General features: G+C 63.8%; 17 protein-coding genes. 11 read left to right on the top strand and 6 right to left on the bottom strand.

What is annotated here, in order from left to right; translation table 11 throughout:
* The first annotated feature begins 106 nt into the window (after positions 1-106).
* A complete protein-coding gene (locus LQ953_RS03065) occupies positions 107-598 on the top strand; it encodes an FKBP-type peptidyl-prolyl cis-trans isomerase (RefSeq protein ID WP_443026531.1) in 492 nt (163 codons plus the stop codon).
* Positions 599-710: 112 nt separating this feature from the next.
* A complete protein-coding gene (locus tag LQ953_RS03060) occupies positions 711-983 on the top strand; it encodes a hypothetical protein (RefSeq protein WP_231029177.1) in 273 nt (90 codons plus the stop codon).
* Positions 984-1,097: 114 nt separating this feature from the next.
* Here the strand turns inward: LQ953_RS03060 and acnA are convergent, their stop codons facing one another.
* Both acnA and LQ953_RS03050 read right to left on the bottom strand, forming a co-directional pair.
* Positions 1,098-3,767, bottom strand: coding sequence for an aconitate hydratase AcnA (acnA, locus tag LQ953_RS03055; protein ID WP_231029176.1), 2,670 nt, complete (start codon positions 3,765-3,767; stop codon positions 1,098-1,100).
* 432 nt (positions 3,768-4,199) lie between these two features.
* Positions 4,200-4,424: a DUF2188 domain-containing protein gene (locus LQ953_RS03050; RefSeq protein ID WP_231029175.1), complete on the bottom strand. Its 225-nt coding sequence runs from the start codon at positions 4,422-4,424 to the stop codon at positions 4,200-4,202.
* Between the two features lie 163 nt (positions 4,425-4,587).
* Between LQ953_RS03050 and LQ953_RS03045 the strand changes: the two genes are divergently transcribed.
* Both LQ953_RS03045 and LQ953_RS03040 read left to right on the top strand, forming a co-directional pair.
* Positions 4,588-4,941: a helix-turn-helix domain-containing protein gene (locus LQ953_RS03045; protein ID WP_231029174.1), complete on the top strand. Its 354-nt coding sequence runs from the start codon at positions 4,588-4,590 to the stop codon at positions 4,939-4,941.
* A 44-nt stretch (positions 4,942-4,985) separates the two neighbouring features.
* Positions 4,986-5,504, top strand: a complete 519-nt coding sequence (locus LQ953_RS03040) for an ImmA/IrrE family metallo-endopeptidase (RefSeq protein ID WP_231029173.1) — start codon at positions 4,986-4,988, stop codon at positions 5,502-5,504.
* 28 nt (positions 5,505-5,532) lie between these two features.
* Here LQ953_RS03040 and LQ953_RS03035 read toward each other — a convergent pair whose 3' ends face one another.
* Positions 5,533-5,841 carry a helix-turn-helix domain-containing protein gene (locus LQ953_RS03035; RefSeq protein WP_231029172.1) on the bottom strand — a complete coding sequence of 103 codons (309 nt, stop codon included), beginning with the start codon at positions 5,839-5,841 and terminating at the stop codon, positions 5,533-5,535.
* Between the two features lie 50 nt (positions 5,842-5,891).
* A complete protein-coding gene (locus LQ953_RS03030; RefSeq protein WP_231029171.1) occupies positions 5,892-6,182 on the bottom strand; it encodes a hypothetical protein in 291 nt (96 codons plus the stop codon).
* 402 nt (positions 6,183-6,584) lie between these two features.
* On the opposite strand from LQ953_RS03030, the gene LQ953_RS03025 reads away from it, so the two are divergent.
* The gene (locus LQ953_RS03025; protein ID WP_231029170.1) at positions 6,585-7,196 is read left to right on the top strand and encodes a hypothetical protein; all 612 of its coding nucleotides are present in this window, start codon (positions 6,585-6,587) and stop codon (positions 7,194-7,196) included.
* Positions 7,197-7,266: 70 nt separating this feature from the next.
* Positions 7,267-7,803: a superoxide dismutase family protein gene (locus LQ953_RS03020; RefSeq protein WP_231029169.1), complete on the top strand. Its 537-nt coding sequence runs from the start codon at positions 7,267-7,269 to the stop codon at positions 7,801-7,803.
* Here LQ953_RS03020 and LQ953_RS03015 read toward each other — a convergent pair.
* The gene (locus tag LQ953_RS03015; protein WP_231029168.1) at positions 7,800-9,341 is read right to left on the bottom strand and encodes a spinster family MFS transporter; all 1,542 of its coding nucleotides are present in this window, start codon (positions 9,339-9,341) and stop codon (positions 7,800-7,802) included. The genes LQ953_RS03020 and LQ953_RS03015 overlap by 4 nt on opposite strands.
* A gap of 257 nt (positions 9,342-9,598) precedes the next feature.
* Here LQ953_RS03015 and LQ953_RS03010 point away from each other — a divergent pair, with 257 nt between their 5' ends.
* From LQ953_RS03010 to LQ953_RS02995, 4 genes are all read left to right on the top strand, one after another.
* Positions 9,599-10,006, top strand: a complete 408-nt coding sequence (locus LQ953_RS03010; RefSeq protein ID WP_231029167.1) for a DUF350 domain-containing protein — start codon at positions 9,599-9,601, stop codon at positions 10,004-10,006.
* 16 nt (positions 10,007-10,022) lie between these two features.
* Positions 10,023-10,445 carry a hypothetical protein gene (locus tag LQ953_RS03005; protein WP_231029166.1) on the top strand — a complete coding sequence of 141 codons (423 nt, stop codon included), beginning with the start codon at positions 10,023-10,025 and terminating at the stop codon, positions 10,443-10,445.
* Between the two features lies 1 nt (position 10,446).
* Entirely contained in the window at positions 10,447-11,604 is a 1,158-nt protein-coding gene (locus LQ953_RS03000) for a glutathionylspermidine synthase family protein (protein WP_231029165.1), read from the top strand.
* A gap of 154 nt (positions 11,605-11,758) precedes the next feature.
* Entirely contained in the window at positions 11,759-12,163 is a 405-nt protein-coding gene (locus LQ953_RS02995; protein WP_231029164.1) for a potassium channel family protein, read from the top strand.
* A 279-nt stretch (positions 12,164-12,442) separates the two neighbouring features.
* Here LQ953_RS02995 and thpR read toward each other — a convergent pair whose 3' ends face one another.
* Positions 12,443-12,979, bottom strand: coding sequence for an RNA 2',3'-cyclic phosphodiesterase (gene thpR / locus LQ953_RS02990; protein WP_231029163.1), 537 nt, complete (start codon positions 12,977-12,979; stop codon positions 12,443-12,445).
* A 118-nt stretch (positions 12,980-13,097) separates the two neighbouring features.
* Between thpR and LQ953_RS02985 the strand changes: the two genes are divergently transcribed.
* Positions 13,098-13,850: a Bax inhibitor-1/YccA family protein gene (locus LQ953_RS02985; protein WP_231029152.1), complete on the top strand. Its 753-nt coding sequence runs from the start codon at positions 13,098-13,100 to the stop codon at positions 13,848-13,850.
* The last annotated feature ends 101 nt before the right edge of the window (positions 13,851-13,951 follow it).

Genomic DNA, 13,951 nt, shown 5'->3' with positions numbered 1-13,951 from the left:
CGACGGTGAGAAAGAGTGCTGCGCAGGCCAGCAGCGCAAATCCTACATTGCAAGCCGGCGGCTTTCCGGGAATGTCGGCTGCAATCGATTTGAGAGGAAGTGCGACGTGAAGAAGACGTGGGTGGTGGTGCTTGGGGTGCTGGGTCTTGGCGCGGCGGGGTTCGCAGTGGCGCAGACCGGGGAGCAGGGGCCGTCGCAGGACGCCGCATGGCACAACCGCCAGTCGCTGGCACTGGCCCAACTGAAGGCAAGCGACGGCTGGCAGTCGCTGCCGGGCGGGCTGCGCTGGCGGCGGGTGAAGGGCACCGGCACGGGCGCGCATCCGGTGGTCGAGGACACGGTCACGATCCATTATGCCGGCACGCTGATTGACGGCACCGAGTTCGACAGCTCCTATGCCCGCAACGAACCGGCCACCTTCCCGCTCGGCGCTCTGATCCCGGCCTGGCAGATGGCGGTGCCGATGATGGGCGTGGGCGACACCATCGAGATCGCGTCGCCGTCCGACCTGGCTTATGGCCCGGTAGGCAAGGGGCCAATCCCGGGTGGCGCGACGCTGCTGTTCAAGATCGAGCTGCTGGGGATCGAGGGGAAGTAAGGGCCCCTTAGGCTGGTGGCGGTTCCACGGCCGGGTTCGACGACGACAGCTACCGCCCAGTTGCAGACTCTTGCGACTTGCGCGACACCGGGCCATGCGTTGGACGGACCTTATGGCAGCCCCGATCGCCGCGGCTTGGAGCTACCTTCTTATCGCCGGCGTCGACGGTCTGATTGGCATTCAATCGCAGCACGTCGAGGGATATCCGGCTTCGGGTCAAGTGGTCCTGTATGCCGGTGTGCCCACCTTATTCTTGCTCCTACTTGCCAGCGCGGTTGTTTTCTCGCGCAAGGTCCGCTGGTTTCATGACGCGTACCCCTTCGCTATCGGGCTGTTAGCCTTCGCTCTCTTCCCAGTTCTGATGGTGTGGGGCGGAGGGGTCTAGGCGGTAAACGCGCCTGAACGTCGCCTAACCACCCAAATGCAGTCGTTGGACCCAGGATGCAAAAAGGCCGCGGTGGATGCCACCGCGGCCTTTTCTGTTGGGCTTCGCGTTCGCTTATGCGGCGAGTTTCCGCAGCACGTAGTGGAGGATGCCGCCGTTGAGGAAATACTCCAGCTCGTTGACGGTATCGATCCGGCAGCGGGTCTGGAAGGTCTCGGTGGTGCCGTCGGCGCGGGTGAGGGTGACTTCGACGTCCTGGCGGGGGCGGAGGTTGGCCACGCCGGTGATCGTGAAGGTTTCCGAGCCGTCGAGCTTGAGCGTCTGGCGGGTCACGCCTTCGGCGAACTGAAGGGGAAGCACGCCCATGCCGACCAGGTTCGAGCGGTGGATGCGCTCGAAGCTTTCGGTGATGACTGCGCGGACGCCGAGCAGGTTGGTGCCCTTTGCCGCCCAATCGCGCGAGGAGCCGGTGCCATATTCCTTGCCCGCGACGATCACGAGCGGGGTGTTGTCGGCCTTGTGGCGTTGGGCGGCGTCGTAGATCGGCATTACTTGATCGCCGTAGCGAGTCATGCCGCCTTCGATTCCGGGGACCATTTCGTTCTTGATGCGGATGTTGGCGAAAGTGCCGCGGACCATCACTTCGTCGTTGCCGCGGCGGGCGCCGTAGCTGTTGAAGTCCTTGCGGCTAACGCCGTGATCCTGAAGGAAACTTCCCGCAGGGCTGTCCGCCTTGATCGAACCGGCCGGCGAGATGTGGTCGGTGGTGATCGAATCGCCCAGGATCGCCAGCGGCTTGGCCCCGACGATATCCTGCACGGGTGCCGGGGTCATCGTAAGCCCTTCGAAATAGGGCGGATTGTGGATGTAGGTCGAGTTGGTCGGCCAGCTATAGGTGTCCGAACCGGTCACGGTGATGCCCTGCCAGTGACGATCGCCCAGATACACGTTGCCGTAGCGCGAGCGGAACATCTGGTCGTCGATGTTGGCGTTGATGAGGCCCTGGACCTCCTCATTGCTCGGCCAGATGTCCTTGAGGAACACCGGACCGTTGGTGCCCTCACCGATCGGCGTTTCGTACATGTCCTGCGTCACCGTGCCCTTGAGCGCATAGGCGACCACGAGCGGCGGCGAGGCGAGGAAGTTGGCGCGCACGTCCGGGCTCACGCGGCCTTCGAAGTTGCGGTTGCCCGAAAGGACCGAGGCCGCGACGATGTCGTTGCCGTTGATCGCGGCCGAAATCGGCTCGGCCAGAGGCCCCGAATTGCCGATGCAGGTGGTGCAACCATAGCCGACGAGGTTGAAGCCGATCGCGTCGAGATCTTCGCTCAGCCCAGCCTTGTTCAGATAGTCGGTCACAACCTGAGAGCCGGGGGCCAGCGAGGTCTTCACCCAGGGCTTGCGCGTGAGGCCGAGCGCGCGTGCCTTGCGCGCCACCAGGCCCGCGGCGATCAGCACCGACGGGTTGGAGGTGTTGGTGCACGAGGTGATCGCGGCGATCACCACGTCGCCGTCGCGGATGCCGTGATCGGCGCCCTCGACCGCGACTTCGGCGGCACGCTCCTTCTTGTACACCTTGGTCAGGTCACCGTTGAACACCTCGTCCACGCTGTCGAGGCTGACGCGGTCCTGCGGACGCTTCGGGCCGGCGAGCGACGGGCGCACGCTGCTCATGTCGAGCTCGAGCGTGTCGGTGAAGATCGGCTCGGGGCTGTCGACGTCGTGCCACATGCCCTGTGCCTTGGCATAGGCCTCGACCAGCGCGATCGTCTCGTCCGGACGACCGGTGAGACGCATATAGTCCATGGTCTTTTCATCGACCGGGAAGAAGCCGCAGGTCGCGCCGTACTCGGGCGCCATGTTGGCGATGGTCGCACGGTCGGCGAGCGTCATCGAGTGGAGGCCGGGGCCATAGAACTCGACGAAGCGGCCAACCACGCCACGCGCGCGCAGCATCTGGGTGACGGTGAGCACCAGGTCAGTGGCGGTGATGCCTTCCCCAAGCGCGCCGGTCAGCTTGAAGCCGACGACTTCGGGGATGAGCATGGAGACCGGCTGGCCGAGCATCGCGGCCTCAGCCTCGATCCCGCCCACGCCCCAGCCGAGCACGCCCAGGCCGTTGACCATGGTGGTGTGGCTGTCGGTGCCGACCAGCGTGTCGGGATAGGCGATGGTGGCGCCGTCGGGCGCGGTCGAGGACCAGACCGACTGCGAGATATATTCCAGGTTCACCTGGTGGCAGATGCCGGTGCCGGGGGGAACGACCTGGAAATTGTCGAGTGCCTTGGAGCCCCACTTCAGGAACTCATAGCGTTCGTTGTTGCGCTGATATTCCAGCTCGACGTTGTCCTCGAACGCCTTGGGCGTGCCGAATTCGTCGACCATGACCGAGTGATCGATGACGAGGTGGACGGGCACCTGCGGATTGATCTTGGCCGGGTTGCCGCCAAGCTTGGTGATCGCGTCGCGCATCGCGGCCAGATCGACCACGCAGGGAACGCCGGTGAAATCCTGCATCAGCACGCGGGCGGGGCGATACTGGATCTCGCGGTTGGAACGCGCGTCCTTCTGCCAATCGACCAGCGCCTGGGCATCGTCCTTGGTGACGGTGACGCCGTCTTCGAAGCGGAGCATGTTTTCCAACAGCACCTTCATCGAGAAGGGCAGGCGGGAAATGTCGCCCAGCTTCGCCGCGGCCTTGGGCAGCGAGTAGAAGGCATAGCTCTTGCCGGCGACGTCCAGCGTGTCGCGGGTGCCGAGCGTGTCGTTACCAATGGCGGTCATGGGTCTACGGGTTCCTTCCCAAATTCGTTCCGGCAAGGAACGCCTGGGGTCCGCAGAAGGGGCCGCGCGGGCGCGCCGGATGGCAGTTGAATACGAAGATTCGGGAGGGCCTTAGCGCGGCTTGGGGTGCGGGGGAAGGGGAGGGGTGTGAAGGTCAGCCTTGGCGACTGCTTAAAAAGAAGGCGCTGCCTACCGGCAGCGCCTTCATCGAGTGCGTCGCCTTTATTTACTCAGTCGTTTCATCATTCGATTGATTGATTCAGGGCTCCCTTCTGCAGTGAAGCCGTTACTGGTTTTCTGAACGCGTACGCCCGGGGGTGCCGCCGTCTTGATCGAGTGTTCGATAGCTGACTGAAACGACTTCTCCATCTCACGTCGAAGCTGACTAGATGAAGTGATGTTCTTCCCGTTGAAGGTAAGTTTGACCATCGCTCAGCCTTTCGGTGGAAAGGGGTCGTTTCCGTAGCTCCAGCTCTCGCGGAATTGAGAGTTTCTGCCTTGGATCCGGAGCTCAGAGGCTTGGTTCCGCGCAATGCCGCGAGCGATACCGATTGCCTCTGCCTGCGTGTCGCATCGTGCCGTCAGGCGAGAGTTCCCCTCGCCTCGAACGCCCCACGAACTTCCATTTCGGACAACGTACTGATTTTTACCGCTCATGTTCGTTCCTCTTACTTCTGACTGCCGCATCCTATTGACTTGTAGGAGCCGGCATGGTTCCTCCGTTTCAAGGATAAGGCAGTTTCAGCCGTAAGGCGACTTGTCTTACAACTGAGACAGTAGGGGCTGCCGACCCCTGAGTCAACGATGCTCTGGAGTTTTTATGACCCTTCCGATTGAGGATTTAGGGCGCCTGATAGCGCGGAAGCGAGGTGCCCGCGGCATCCGTGCCGCAGCCGCAGAGGCGGAGGTAAGTCCTGCCACTCTCTCCCGGGTGGAGAATGGGCATCTTCCTGATCTGGCAACCTTCGCGAAAATCTGCCGTTGGTTAGAAGTTGACCCCGCGCGCTTTTTGGGTGTCGAGCGAAAGCAGGACAATGAGGCTGGCGTTCGGGCAGTCGCCCACTTTCGTAAGACTTCAACAGTTTCGCCGGAAACTGCCACCTCGCTGGGGGCGTTGATTATAGCTGCGCAACGAGCACGACGTGCTCGCGCGGAGCTAGAGAGCGGCTCCTGATGCGGAGGGGGTTTAAGGCGAGTGCAGAACGGACCTCGCTGGCCGTGCGGGATCAGATGGGGCTCTCAAGCGAAGCTCCGCTATGCCCATGGCATTATGCCGACACGCTAAATGTCATCGTTTTTGAGGCGACCGACCTCGACTTAGATCCTGAACATGCTGAGCAGCTGCTAGTCAAAGATTCCTCAAGTTGGTCTGGAATGACCCTATTTGAGGAAGGAGTGTACGTTGTGGTGCTGAACTCCGCTCACTCGCGTGAGCGGCGTGCGGCTACCCTTATGCATGAACTAGCGCACATCATCCTTGAGCATGTTCCTGCAGATGTTGATGTTTCTCCCAGTGGCCTCGTCTTATTGTCTGATTTCTCTAGGGATCAGGAAGACGAGGCCGACTGGCTAGGAGGTGCGCTCCTTTTACCTGAAGCTGCTCTTACAAAGAGTAGATATAGTGGTATATCTATCATAGATATTGCCAAAAAATATGGTGTTAGTGAGCAACTATGTTCATGGCGTTGTAAAATGACCGGTGTGGAAAAGAGGTTATCTTTCCGCCAAAGATCATAAATGCATGATAGTTAAAGGTTTAGTGTATTCAAACTGAATATTCCAAAATTTCGCCATCTGGCGTTTTGATGGAAACGGAGAATGATCCGCCGATGGCCCGGCTCAATCTCCATAGCGCATCTAAGTCGGGCTCTGAGCGATTTTCAATTTTAGATACATTCGCTTGAGTGGTGCCCAGCAACTTTGCAGTTTCAACCTGAGACATATTCAAGGCCTTCCTCGCTCTTCGGAACAGGTCTGCTCCTTCGACAAACTCAGCCTTTACTCTCTCATAACGTTGAAGGTCTGCACCTTCTAGCTCTCGGCGCCACGCCGCTCCTTTCGTCTCATGTGTCATAACAGTTTCCTCCGGGGCTCGGTTTCCCGAGCCCCTGTTACAGTGACCATTCAGGCCAAGCTAAGCAGCAGCATCTCCGGCTTAACTTCAAGCCGGAGCCGCAGGCTGATACGCTGGAGCTGAAGCCAGAAGATTGCCCAAGCTAAGTCGGAAATCTCTGCTGGATCGCTCCACTCCACGGTTATCCGTGAATGCGCGGGGACTCCTGGTCCCCCAATTACATCGTGCCCCACTTGGACAACAGCATCGAAGAATGCTTGGAAGATGACGTAGTCATCAATCGGCAAACTGCGTATCGTTGAACCAAGATCAGGCGTTACATCGACAACGTGCTTGGACATGGTGTTGATAACCTTTCCGCGCGTAGGCGCTTACCAATTAAATATTTCATACTCATTCTCCTGTCTGCGCCCCGGCCTGTCCGAGGCGGCCACTTGCAATATGGTATATTCCGCATAGGAATACAACCCCCGGTTGTATTTTCTGATTGTGGATTTGCCCAGAGGTGGCGCTGGTGAGTTAGGAATGCGGCGGATTGGTGCCTGATCAGATCTTAGTCACCCGATCTTGCGCGGGCCCCTGCTCCTTGATCTGTCGGAAAGAAGAAGCGGGACGACGGCTCACAGCCCGAATGATGATCGGATTGGCGGGTGCGTTCGGCCCCGCGTGTTCCCATCTTGTTCTTGTCTTGTAGGATTTCGGGGCATAGCTGGTTGGCTCCTTTTGGCAGTGGGAGCGAGTCGGTGGGACAGGAGAAGAAGATCGGGGTGGCGCGCGAGCATCGGGTGCGCAGCGATGGGTGGACGCCGCTGCGGCAGCGAGCGTTCCTGCGGGCGCTGACCGAAATGGGCTGTGTGTCGGACGCGTGCAAGAAGGTGCAGGTTTCGACCACCTCGGCCTATCGGCTGCGCGCCAAGTCGAGCGAGTTTGCCGCCGCCTGGGCCAAGGCGCAGAAAAAGGGGCGGGCGGTGCTGGAAGAGGCGGCCTATTCCCGCGCGGTCGAAGGCTGGGACGAAGTGGTCGAGAAGGACGGGCAGGAAGTGTCGCGCAAGCGGCGCTATTCGGACTCGCTGCTGCGGCTGCTGGTGCAGCGCGGCGACCTGCAAAGCGGCTTTGGCGGCATGAGCCCGGACGAGCGCGAAAAGGCCGCGCACAAGGCGGCGGAAGCGGCGGGGGGATGCTTCTCCACGCCCAAGAGCGAAGGCAGCGCGCGCGAGCGGCTGGAGAAGAAGCTGCTTGAGATGGAGGCGCGGCTGACCCGGGGGACGATCCCGTGCCCGGATCACCACCCGTGCCCGACCTGCGACGGGGCCGGTCGGATCGACGATCCGGACTATGGCCGCGGGCATGGCTGAACAGTTGGGGCTTGGAACCGGGCGCGGGGCGGTTCATTACCCGGGACACATTCACTTCGGGAGTTGGGTTATGGTGCGCATGGGGCTGATGGCGGCGCTGGCCGTGAGTGCGTTGGGCGTGAGCGGCTGTGCGACGCCCGAGCAGAATGCGCGCTACATGGCGGGCAAGTTCCGCGCCCAGGCCGACCTGCGCAACGCCGCTGGCGAGACGGTGGGCACGGCGGTGGCCGAGGAAGTCGACGGCGCGATCCGGGTGATGGTGGAAGCGCGCGGACTCCCGGCGGGCGAGCATGGCACACATGTCCACACCACCGGCAAGTGCGTGGCGCCCGACTTTGCGAGCGCCGGGCCGCACTGGAACCCCACCACGCACCAGCATGGCAAGGAAAACCCGGCCGGGCCGCATGCCGGCGACATGCCCAATCTGAGCGTCGGCGCGGACGGGAGCGACCGCACGATCTTCACGCTGCCGGCCGGCACCTTCCAGCAGCTGATGGACGAGGACGGCGCGTCGCTGGTGATCCATGCCGGCGAGGACGACTACAAGACCGACCCGTCGGGCAATTCGGGCGGGCGCATCGCCTGTGGGGTGTTCCAGAGCGTCTAGATACTTTCTCCTGCTTGCCGGGCGCGGGCTTCGCGGCTCGCCTCGGCGGCGGGGACCAGACGATAGGCTGCGATCGCGGCGGCCACCGCCAGCGGCACGCTGAACAGCAGCGAGAGGATGCCGGTGGCCAGACTGCCGGTCAGGTCGGCGATGCGGCCGGCGAGATAGGGCCCTAACGCCAGGCCGATCAGCGTGGTGCCGATGAAGAAGGCCGCGGTCGCGGTGCCGCGCATGCGGGGCAGGACCAGATCCTGCGTCGCGGCGGCCGAGGCGCCGAGCGCTCCACAGGCGAGGATCTGGGTGAGCGGGAGCATCGCGTAGAAGAGCGGCTTGGCTGTAGTGGTGAAGGCGATCGCCATCGGGATGATCGGGGCCAGCGCGCCGAATAGGACCACCATGATGCGGCCCGAGGGGTGCCGTGCGCGCAGCCGGTCGGCGGCGATGCCGCCTCCGGTGACGCCGAGGAAGCCGGCCAGGATCGCCGGGCCGCCGATCATCAGCCCGGCTTCGCGCGCGCTGACCGCGAAGACCTGCGCGGCGTAGCTGGGGGCGAGGCCGGCGACGGCATAAGCGAGGAAGGCGTTGAGGCCATAAGCGAGCACGACGCAGAGGAAGGCGGGGGTGCCGACGATCAGGGCGAAGGTGGGCGCGTCGCGGTGGCGCAGCGCTGCCGCCCAGGAATAGACCGCATAGACGCCGATTCCGACCGCCAGCCACTGCGGCAGCGGCTCGCCGAGTGCGATCAGGCCCGCCACCGCTGCGGCGACGAGGCCGAGGACGAGCAGATTGCCGGGCAGCGCGCGGTTGCGGGCGGCGCCGATCAAGGTGAAGGGCGGGATGATGGTCAGCAGCTCGGCCGCGAAGCTGCGGAACGGGGCGGGGTGGGGCGGCGTCGCCAGCCCCTCCGACAGCCCGCGCGGGGGTTCGCGCAGGGTCGCTACCCACAGCGCGAGCAGGATGCCGGGCAGGCCAACGGCGAGGAAGGCGGCCTGCCAGCCCACCAGCCCTGCCGGGCCGCCATGGGGATAGGCCGCGTTCCAGCCATCGGCGATCGACCCGCCGATGAAAAGCGAGAAGCCCCCGCCGAAATAGATGCCGGCCGAATAGATGGCGAGCGCGGTGGCGCGCTGGCGCTTGGGGAACCAGTCGGACAGGAGCGAATAGGCCGAGGGGCTGGCGGTCGCCTCACCGATGCCGACGCCGATGCGCGCGCCGGCGAGCTGGACGCCCGAGCGCGCGAAGCCCGACAGCGCGGTCATCGCCGACCAGAGCGCCAGGCCCAGCGTCATCAGGCGGACGCGGTGCCAATTGTCGGCGAGGCGACCGAGCGGAATGCCGAACAGCGCGTAGAACACGCCGAACGCGGTGCCGTAGAGGAAGCCGATATCGGCATGGCTGAGCCCTAAGTCGCGGCGGATGTGGGGCGCGAGGATGGTCAGGATCTGGCGATCGATGAAGTTGAGCGCATAGACCAGGAACAGGACGAAGAGGACGTACCAGGAATAGGGGCCGGCCTTTTCGGGGGCGGTGGGAGCCATGCGTTCCTCTCCGTGCGGTTGGGTCTGATGTGCAGGCTACGCGCCATACCGATTTTACGAAAGGGGTGTTTTGAGGCCCGACTCATTGCCGTTATTGCGCTGAACCCTCACCCCGACCAGCATCGGGTAAACAGCGCCCCGCGCTGTTTAAGACGTGCGGGGCACGTCCGACCCGATGCTCCCGCAAGCGGGAGAGGGAGTTTGTTGTACTTGTTTCGAGGGATCGGGCTGATAGGCTGTTCGGGAGGGGGATAAACATGGTTGCTTATTTCGTCGACACGTTGCCGCATTTCCTGGCCTATTTCGCCGCGGCGGTGGCGTTGGCCGTGGCGTTTCTGGCTGTGTATGTGCTGATCACGCCGCACCGGGAGTTCGCGCTGATCGGGCAGGGGAACACGGCCGCGGCGGTGCAGGTGACGGGCACGTTCCTGGGTTTTGCGGTGCCGGTGGCGATGGTGATCGGCCATTCGGTAAGCATCCCCGACATGCTGATGTGGGGGGCGGTGGCAGCGGTGGTGCAGTTGCTGGTGTTCTTCGTGATCGCGCGGCTGATGTTCCGGTCGATCTCGCAGAAGATCGTAGAGGACTGCATGGCCTCGGGCGTGTTCGTGGGCGGCATGGGGCTGGGCTTCGGCGTGCTCCAGGCCGCGTGCATGGTTCCTTGAGCAGGAAGGCGGGGCCATGCGCAAGCAATTGACGATGACGACCGCGATGGCGGCGGCGCTGCTGGCGCTGCCGGCCTGTTCGTCGCGCAACGACGACTGGGAAGCGGTAACCGATCGCGACACGGCGGTATGCGTCGACAAGGACGGCAAGCGTGTCGACGACCGCCAGTGCAACCCGCAGGCGCGGGGCGCCTATGGCGGGGGTGGCGGCGGCATGTCGAACGCGTTCCTGTGGTATTATCTGGGACGCAACTCGGCGGTACCGTTCTACGGCGATTCCATTCGCGACCCGCGCTATGCCGGCCGCGGATCGTTCACGCCGACACAGGGCGTGCGCTATGCCGATGCGCCGCGCGCGAGCCGGATGACCCGGTCGCAGGCGGTGTCGCGCGGCGGGCTGGGCTCGCGCGGGCGCAGCTTCGGTTCCGGCCGCTCCTGAGGTGCAGCGCCACAGCATCGCGCCGCGGCCCGACTGGCAGAAGACCGTCGAGGAACAGGGGCTGATCTGGCACAGCGAAGGCGAAGGTGAGGGCGGCGGGCGCTATTGGGACGAGAGGGCGTACTATTCCTTCACGCTGGACGAGATCGAACGCATCGAGGCGGCGAGCGAGACCGTCTACCAGCTGTTCCTGGAGGCCGGCGAGCGGATCGTTTCCGATCCGGACGTCATGGCGCTGTTCGGCATTCCCGACTGGTGCCATGGCGCCGTTAAGGCGGCTTGGAAAAACGAGCCGCCGGCGCTGAACTATGGCCGGTTCGACTTCGGTTATGATGGGACGGGCGAGCCCAAGCTGTTCGAGTTCAACTGCGACACGCCGACTTCGATGCTGGAAGCCGGGGTGATCCAGTGGGAGTGGAAAGAAGACGTCTTCCCCGAGCTGGACCAGTTCAACAGCCTGCACGAAAAGCTAATCGGGCGCTGGGCCGATATCCGCGCGCGCCTGCCCGGACAGCGAGTGTGGTTCACCCATGCCGCCGACCCGTCGCACGAGGACACGATCACCACGACCTATATGCGCGACCTGGCGAGCCAGGCCGGGTTGGAGACGCTGGGCGTCGTGATCGACGATATCGGGCTCGATCCGTCGGGACGCGCGGTGGACGCCGATGACCAGCTGATCACCGCGATCTTCAAGCTGTATCCCTGGGAATGGATCGTCAGCGAGGAATATGGCCGCGACATCGTGCGCCATTTGCCTGAGACCGCCTGGATCGAGCCGATCTGGAAGATGCTGTGGAGCAACAAGGCGGTGCTTCAGGTGCTATGGGCGATGTTCCCCGGGCACCCGAACCTGCTGGCAGCCTCGGTAATCCGCGAGAAGATCGGTGGGGACTATGTCGCCAAGCCGTTCCTGGCGCGCGAGGGCGCGAACATCGAAGTGGTTGCCGGTGGCGCGACGCTGGCGCGGAGTTCCGGCGCGTATCGCGAAGGGCTGACCATGTATCAGGAACTGTATCGGCTGCGCGACTTCGGTGCGGGGTATCCGGTGCTGGGATGCTGGGTGGTGGATGGCGCCGCGGCCGGCATGGGGATCCGCGAGGATGGGCTGATCACGGGGAACGGCGCACGGTTCTTGCCGCATGTCATTCGGGGGTAGTTGCGGGCTCCTGCCCGGGAAGGGGAGGGGGCACGCACGATGGTGTGTGATCGAGGGGGACGCGGTAGGCGGCCTGCTTGTGGCGAGCCCCCTCCACCATGCTTGCGCATGGTCCCCCTCCCCGTGCCGGGGAGGATCTAGAAGGGGGTAGGTCATGGGGCGGCTGAGGGCGGCGACGGATACGTTGAAGGAACTCGCGGTGGTGTATCTGGCGCTGCTGTTCGCGGCGGCCGGTGCGTTTTGCGTGCTGGAAGGGCGGACGTTCCTGGAAAGCCTGTACTGGGCGGGGACCACGGCGACCTCTACCGGCTATGGCGACATCAGTCCCAAGACGCTGGCCGGGCAGGTCGTGGCGTTGGTGCTGATGCACGCCTCGATCTTCATGGTGGTGCCGTTGATCGTGGTGCGGCTGATCGACCGCATGAACGAGGACCGCGACGCGTTTACGCATGAAGAGCAGGTGCGGATCCTGGACAGCCTGGCCCGGATCGAGGCGCGGTTGGCGGAGCGGGAGCGTGACGATCCTCCCAGGAACGGGGAGGGGGACCGCGCACGCTAGTGCGTGGTGGAGGGGGATTGCCGCAGGCGACCCGCTTGTGGAGAGCCCCCTCCACTATGCGCCGACGCCTTGGAGCCCATCGCATGGTTCAGTGATCCTCCCCCGGAGGGGGAGGGGGACCAGCGAAGCTGGTGGAGGGGTAGTTTCCACAAGCGGGGGTCCACGAGGCGAATACCCCTCCACCACCAGCTTGCGCTGGCGGTCCCCCTCCCCCTCCGGGGGAGGATCGAGAAATCCGCCCCACGCGATCCTCAGGCCTCCCCCATCCGAGAGGATCTTCTAGCCTCTTAGTGGATAGCCTTCGACCGTTTCGTAGCTGGCGGCGTCGCGGCCGAGATGGCTTTCGAACAGGAGGAAGTGATCGAGCGTGAAGGGTGCACTCGACAGGCTGGCCTGCGCCTGGAGGAAGCTGTCGGTCAGCGCAGTGCCGGGCTTCATGCGGGCAAGGGTGATGTGCGGATGGTAGGCGCGGCGTTCCGGGGGCAGGCCGCAGCGGACCAGAGCCTGGTCGACCTTGCGGTGCAGGTCGGCGAGCGGGGCCTGCGGGGCGACGCCGGCCCAGAGCGCATGGGGGCGCCCCCGCGTGTCGAACTGGCCGACGCCCGATAGCGCGATGTCGACCGGTGGGGCGTGGATGTTGGCAAGCGCCAGCGCGATGTCTTCAGCCATCGGGCGGTCGACTTCGCCGATGAAGCGCAGGGTCACGTGAAGCTGCTCGTCATTTTGCCAGCGCGCGCCCGGGACGCCGCCCATCGCATCGAGGAGCAGCGCGCGAATGGCCGGGGGCGGCCGCAGGCCTACGAACAAACGGTGCATGGTCAGCAACATTAACTCACAGAACCGCCCGGCGCTCCCGGCGGTTTTGCTTGAAAAGGGTCGTTTCAGGCCCGATATTCGCACGTATCCGGATATTGTCCGGGCAAAGGAGTTTATAATGGCGAATTGGTCGGATCCCCGGACGGGCGCCGCGCCCTACGCGGCCGCAGGTGCACGCACCGAGGCACGCGATGCGGGGCTGCGGTCCTATATGCTGTCCGTTTACAACTACATGCTCTCGGGCGTTCTGCTGACGGCGATCATCGCGATGGTCTTCGCCAAGTCGAGCCTGATCGGCCTGCTGGTCCAGCAGACCGCGCGTGGCTACAGCCCGTCGATGCTCGGCTGGATCGTGACGCTGTCGCCGCTGGCGATCGTGTTCGCGATGAGCTTTGGCCAGAACCGCATGTCCGAAGGCACGCTCAAGGCGCTGTTCTTCGCCTATGCCGGCCTGTTGGGCGCGTCGCTCTCGACGATCTTCCTGACCTATACCGACACGTCGATCGCGCAGGTGTTCTTCGGCACCGCCGCCGGCTTCGGTGCGCTGAGCCTGTACGGCTACACCACCAAGAAGGACCTGTCGGGCTTCGGCACCTTCCTGATCATGGGTCTGGTCGGCCTGATCGTGGCGTCGATCGTCAACCTGTTCCTGCAGTCGAGCGTGATGAACCTGGTGATCAGCGTGATCGGCGTGCTGATCTTCGCAGGGCTCACCGCCTACGACACGCAGAAGATCAAGAGCATGTATGCCTATGTCGGCGGAACCGACATGCAGGGCAAGGCCGTGATCATGGGCGCGCTGACGCTCTATCTCGACTTCATCAACATGTTCCTGTTCCTGCTGCGCCTGTTCGGCAGCTCGCGCGACTAAGCCTCGCGCCACAGGATGAAGCATTTGCGGCCCGGCGGGGAAACTCGCCGGGCCGTTTTGCGTACCGAGCCTTTCAGCGGCGGGAACGCGAGCCGAAGACG

It is taken from the genome of Sphingomonas sp. IC-56, from assembly GCF_021043375.1.
In the GTDB taxonomy this organism is placed as follows: Bacteria; Pseudomonadota; Alphaproteobacteria; order Sphingomonadales; family Sphingomonadaceae; genus Sphingomonas.
This window is presented reverse-complemented; position numbering and strand designations above follow the sequence as displayed.

What these genes read in the sequence shown, in the direction of transcription:
- LQ953_RS03030 (WP_231029171.1), bottom strand. Translation starts at nt 6,182, where the DNA reads ATGTCCAAGCACGTTGTCGATGTAACGCCTGATCTTGGTTCAACGATA.
- thpR (WP_231029163.1), bottom strand. Translation starts at nt 12,979, where the DNA reads ATGCACCGTTTGTTCGTAGGCCTGCGGCCGCCCCCGGCCATTCGCGCG.
- LQ953_RS03035 (WP_231029172.1), bottom strand. Translation starts at nt 5,841, where the DNA reads ATGACACATGAGACGAAAGGAGCGGCGTGGCGCCGAGAGCTAGAAGGT.
- acnA (WP_231029176.1), bottom strand. Translation starts at nt 3,767, where the DNA reads ATGACCGCCATTGGTAACGACACGCTCGGCACCCGCGACACGCTGGAC.
- LQ953_RS03010 (WP_231029167.1), top strand. Translation starts at nt 9,599, where the DNA reads ATGGTTGCTTATTTCGTCGACACGTTGCCGCATTTCCTGGCCTATTTC.
- LQ953_RS03005 (WP_231029166.1), top strand. Translation starts at nt 10,023, where the DNA reads ATGCGCAAGCAATTGACGATGACGACCGCGATGGCGGCGGCGCTGCTG.
- LQ953_RS03045 (WP_231029174.1), top strand. Translation starts at nt 4,588, where the DNA reads ATGACCCTTCCGATTGAGGATTTAGGGCGCCTGATAGCGCGGAAGCGA.
- LQ953_RS03020 (WP_231029169.1), top strand. Translation starts at nt 7,267, where the DNA reads ATGGTGCGCATGGGGCTGATGGCGGCGCTGGCCGTGAGTGCGTTGGGC.
- LQ953_RS03060 (WP_231029177.1), top strand. Translation starts at nt 711, where the DNA reads ATGGCAGCCCCGATCGCCGCGGCTTGGAGCTACCTTCTTATCGCCGGC.
- LQ953_RS02995 (WP_231029164.1), top strand. Translation starts at nt 11,759, where the DNA reads ATGGGGCGGCTGAGGGCGGCGACGGATACGTTGAAGGAACTCGCGGTG.
- LQ953_RS03050 (WP_231029175.1), bottom strand. Translation starts at nt 4,424, where the DNA reads ATGAGCGGTAAAAATCAGTACGTTGTCCGAAATGGAAGTTCGTGGGGC.
- LQ953_RS03015 (WP_231029168.1), bottom strand. Translation starts at nt 9,341, where the DNA reads ATGGCTCCCACCGCCCCCGAAAAGGCCGGCCCCTATTCCTGGTACGTC.
- LQ953_RS02985 (WP_231029152.1), top strand. Translation starts at nt 13,098, where the DNA reads ATGGCGAATTGGTCGGATCCCCGGACGGGCGCCGCGCCCTACGCGGCC.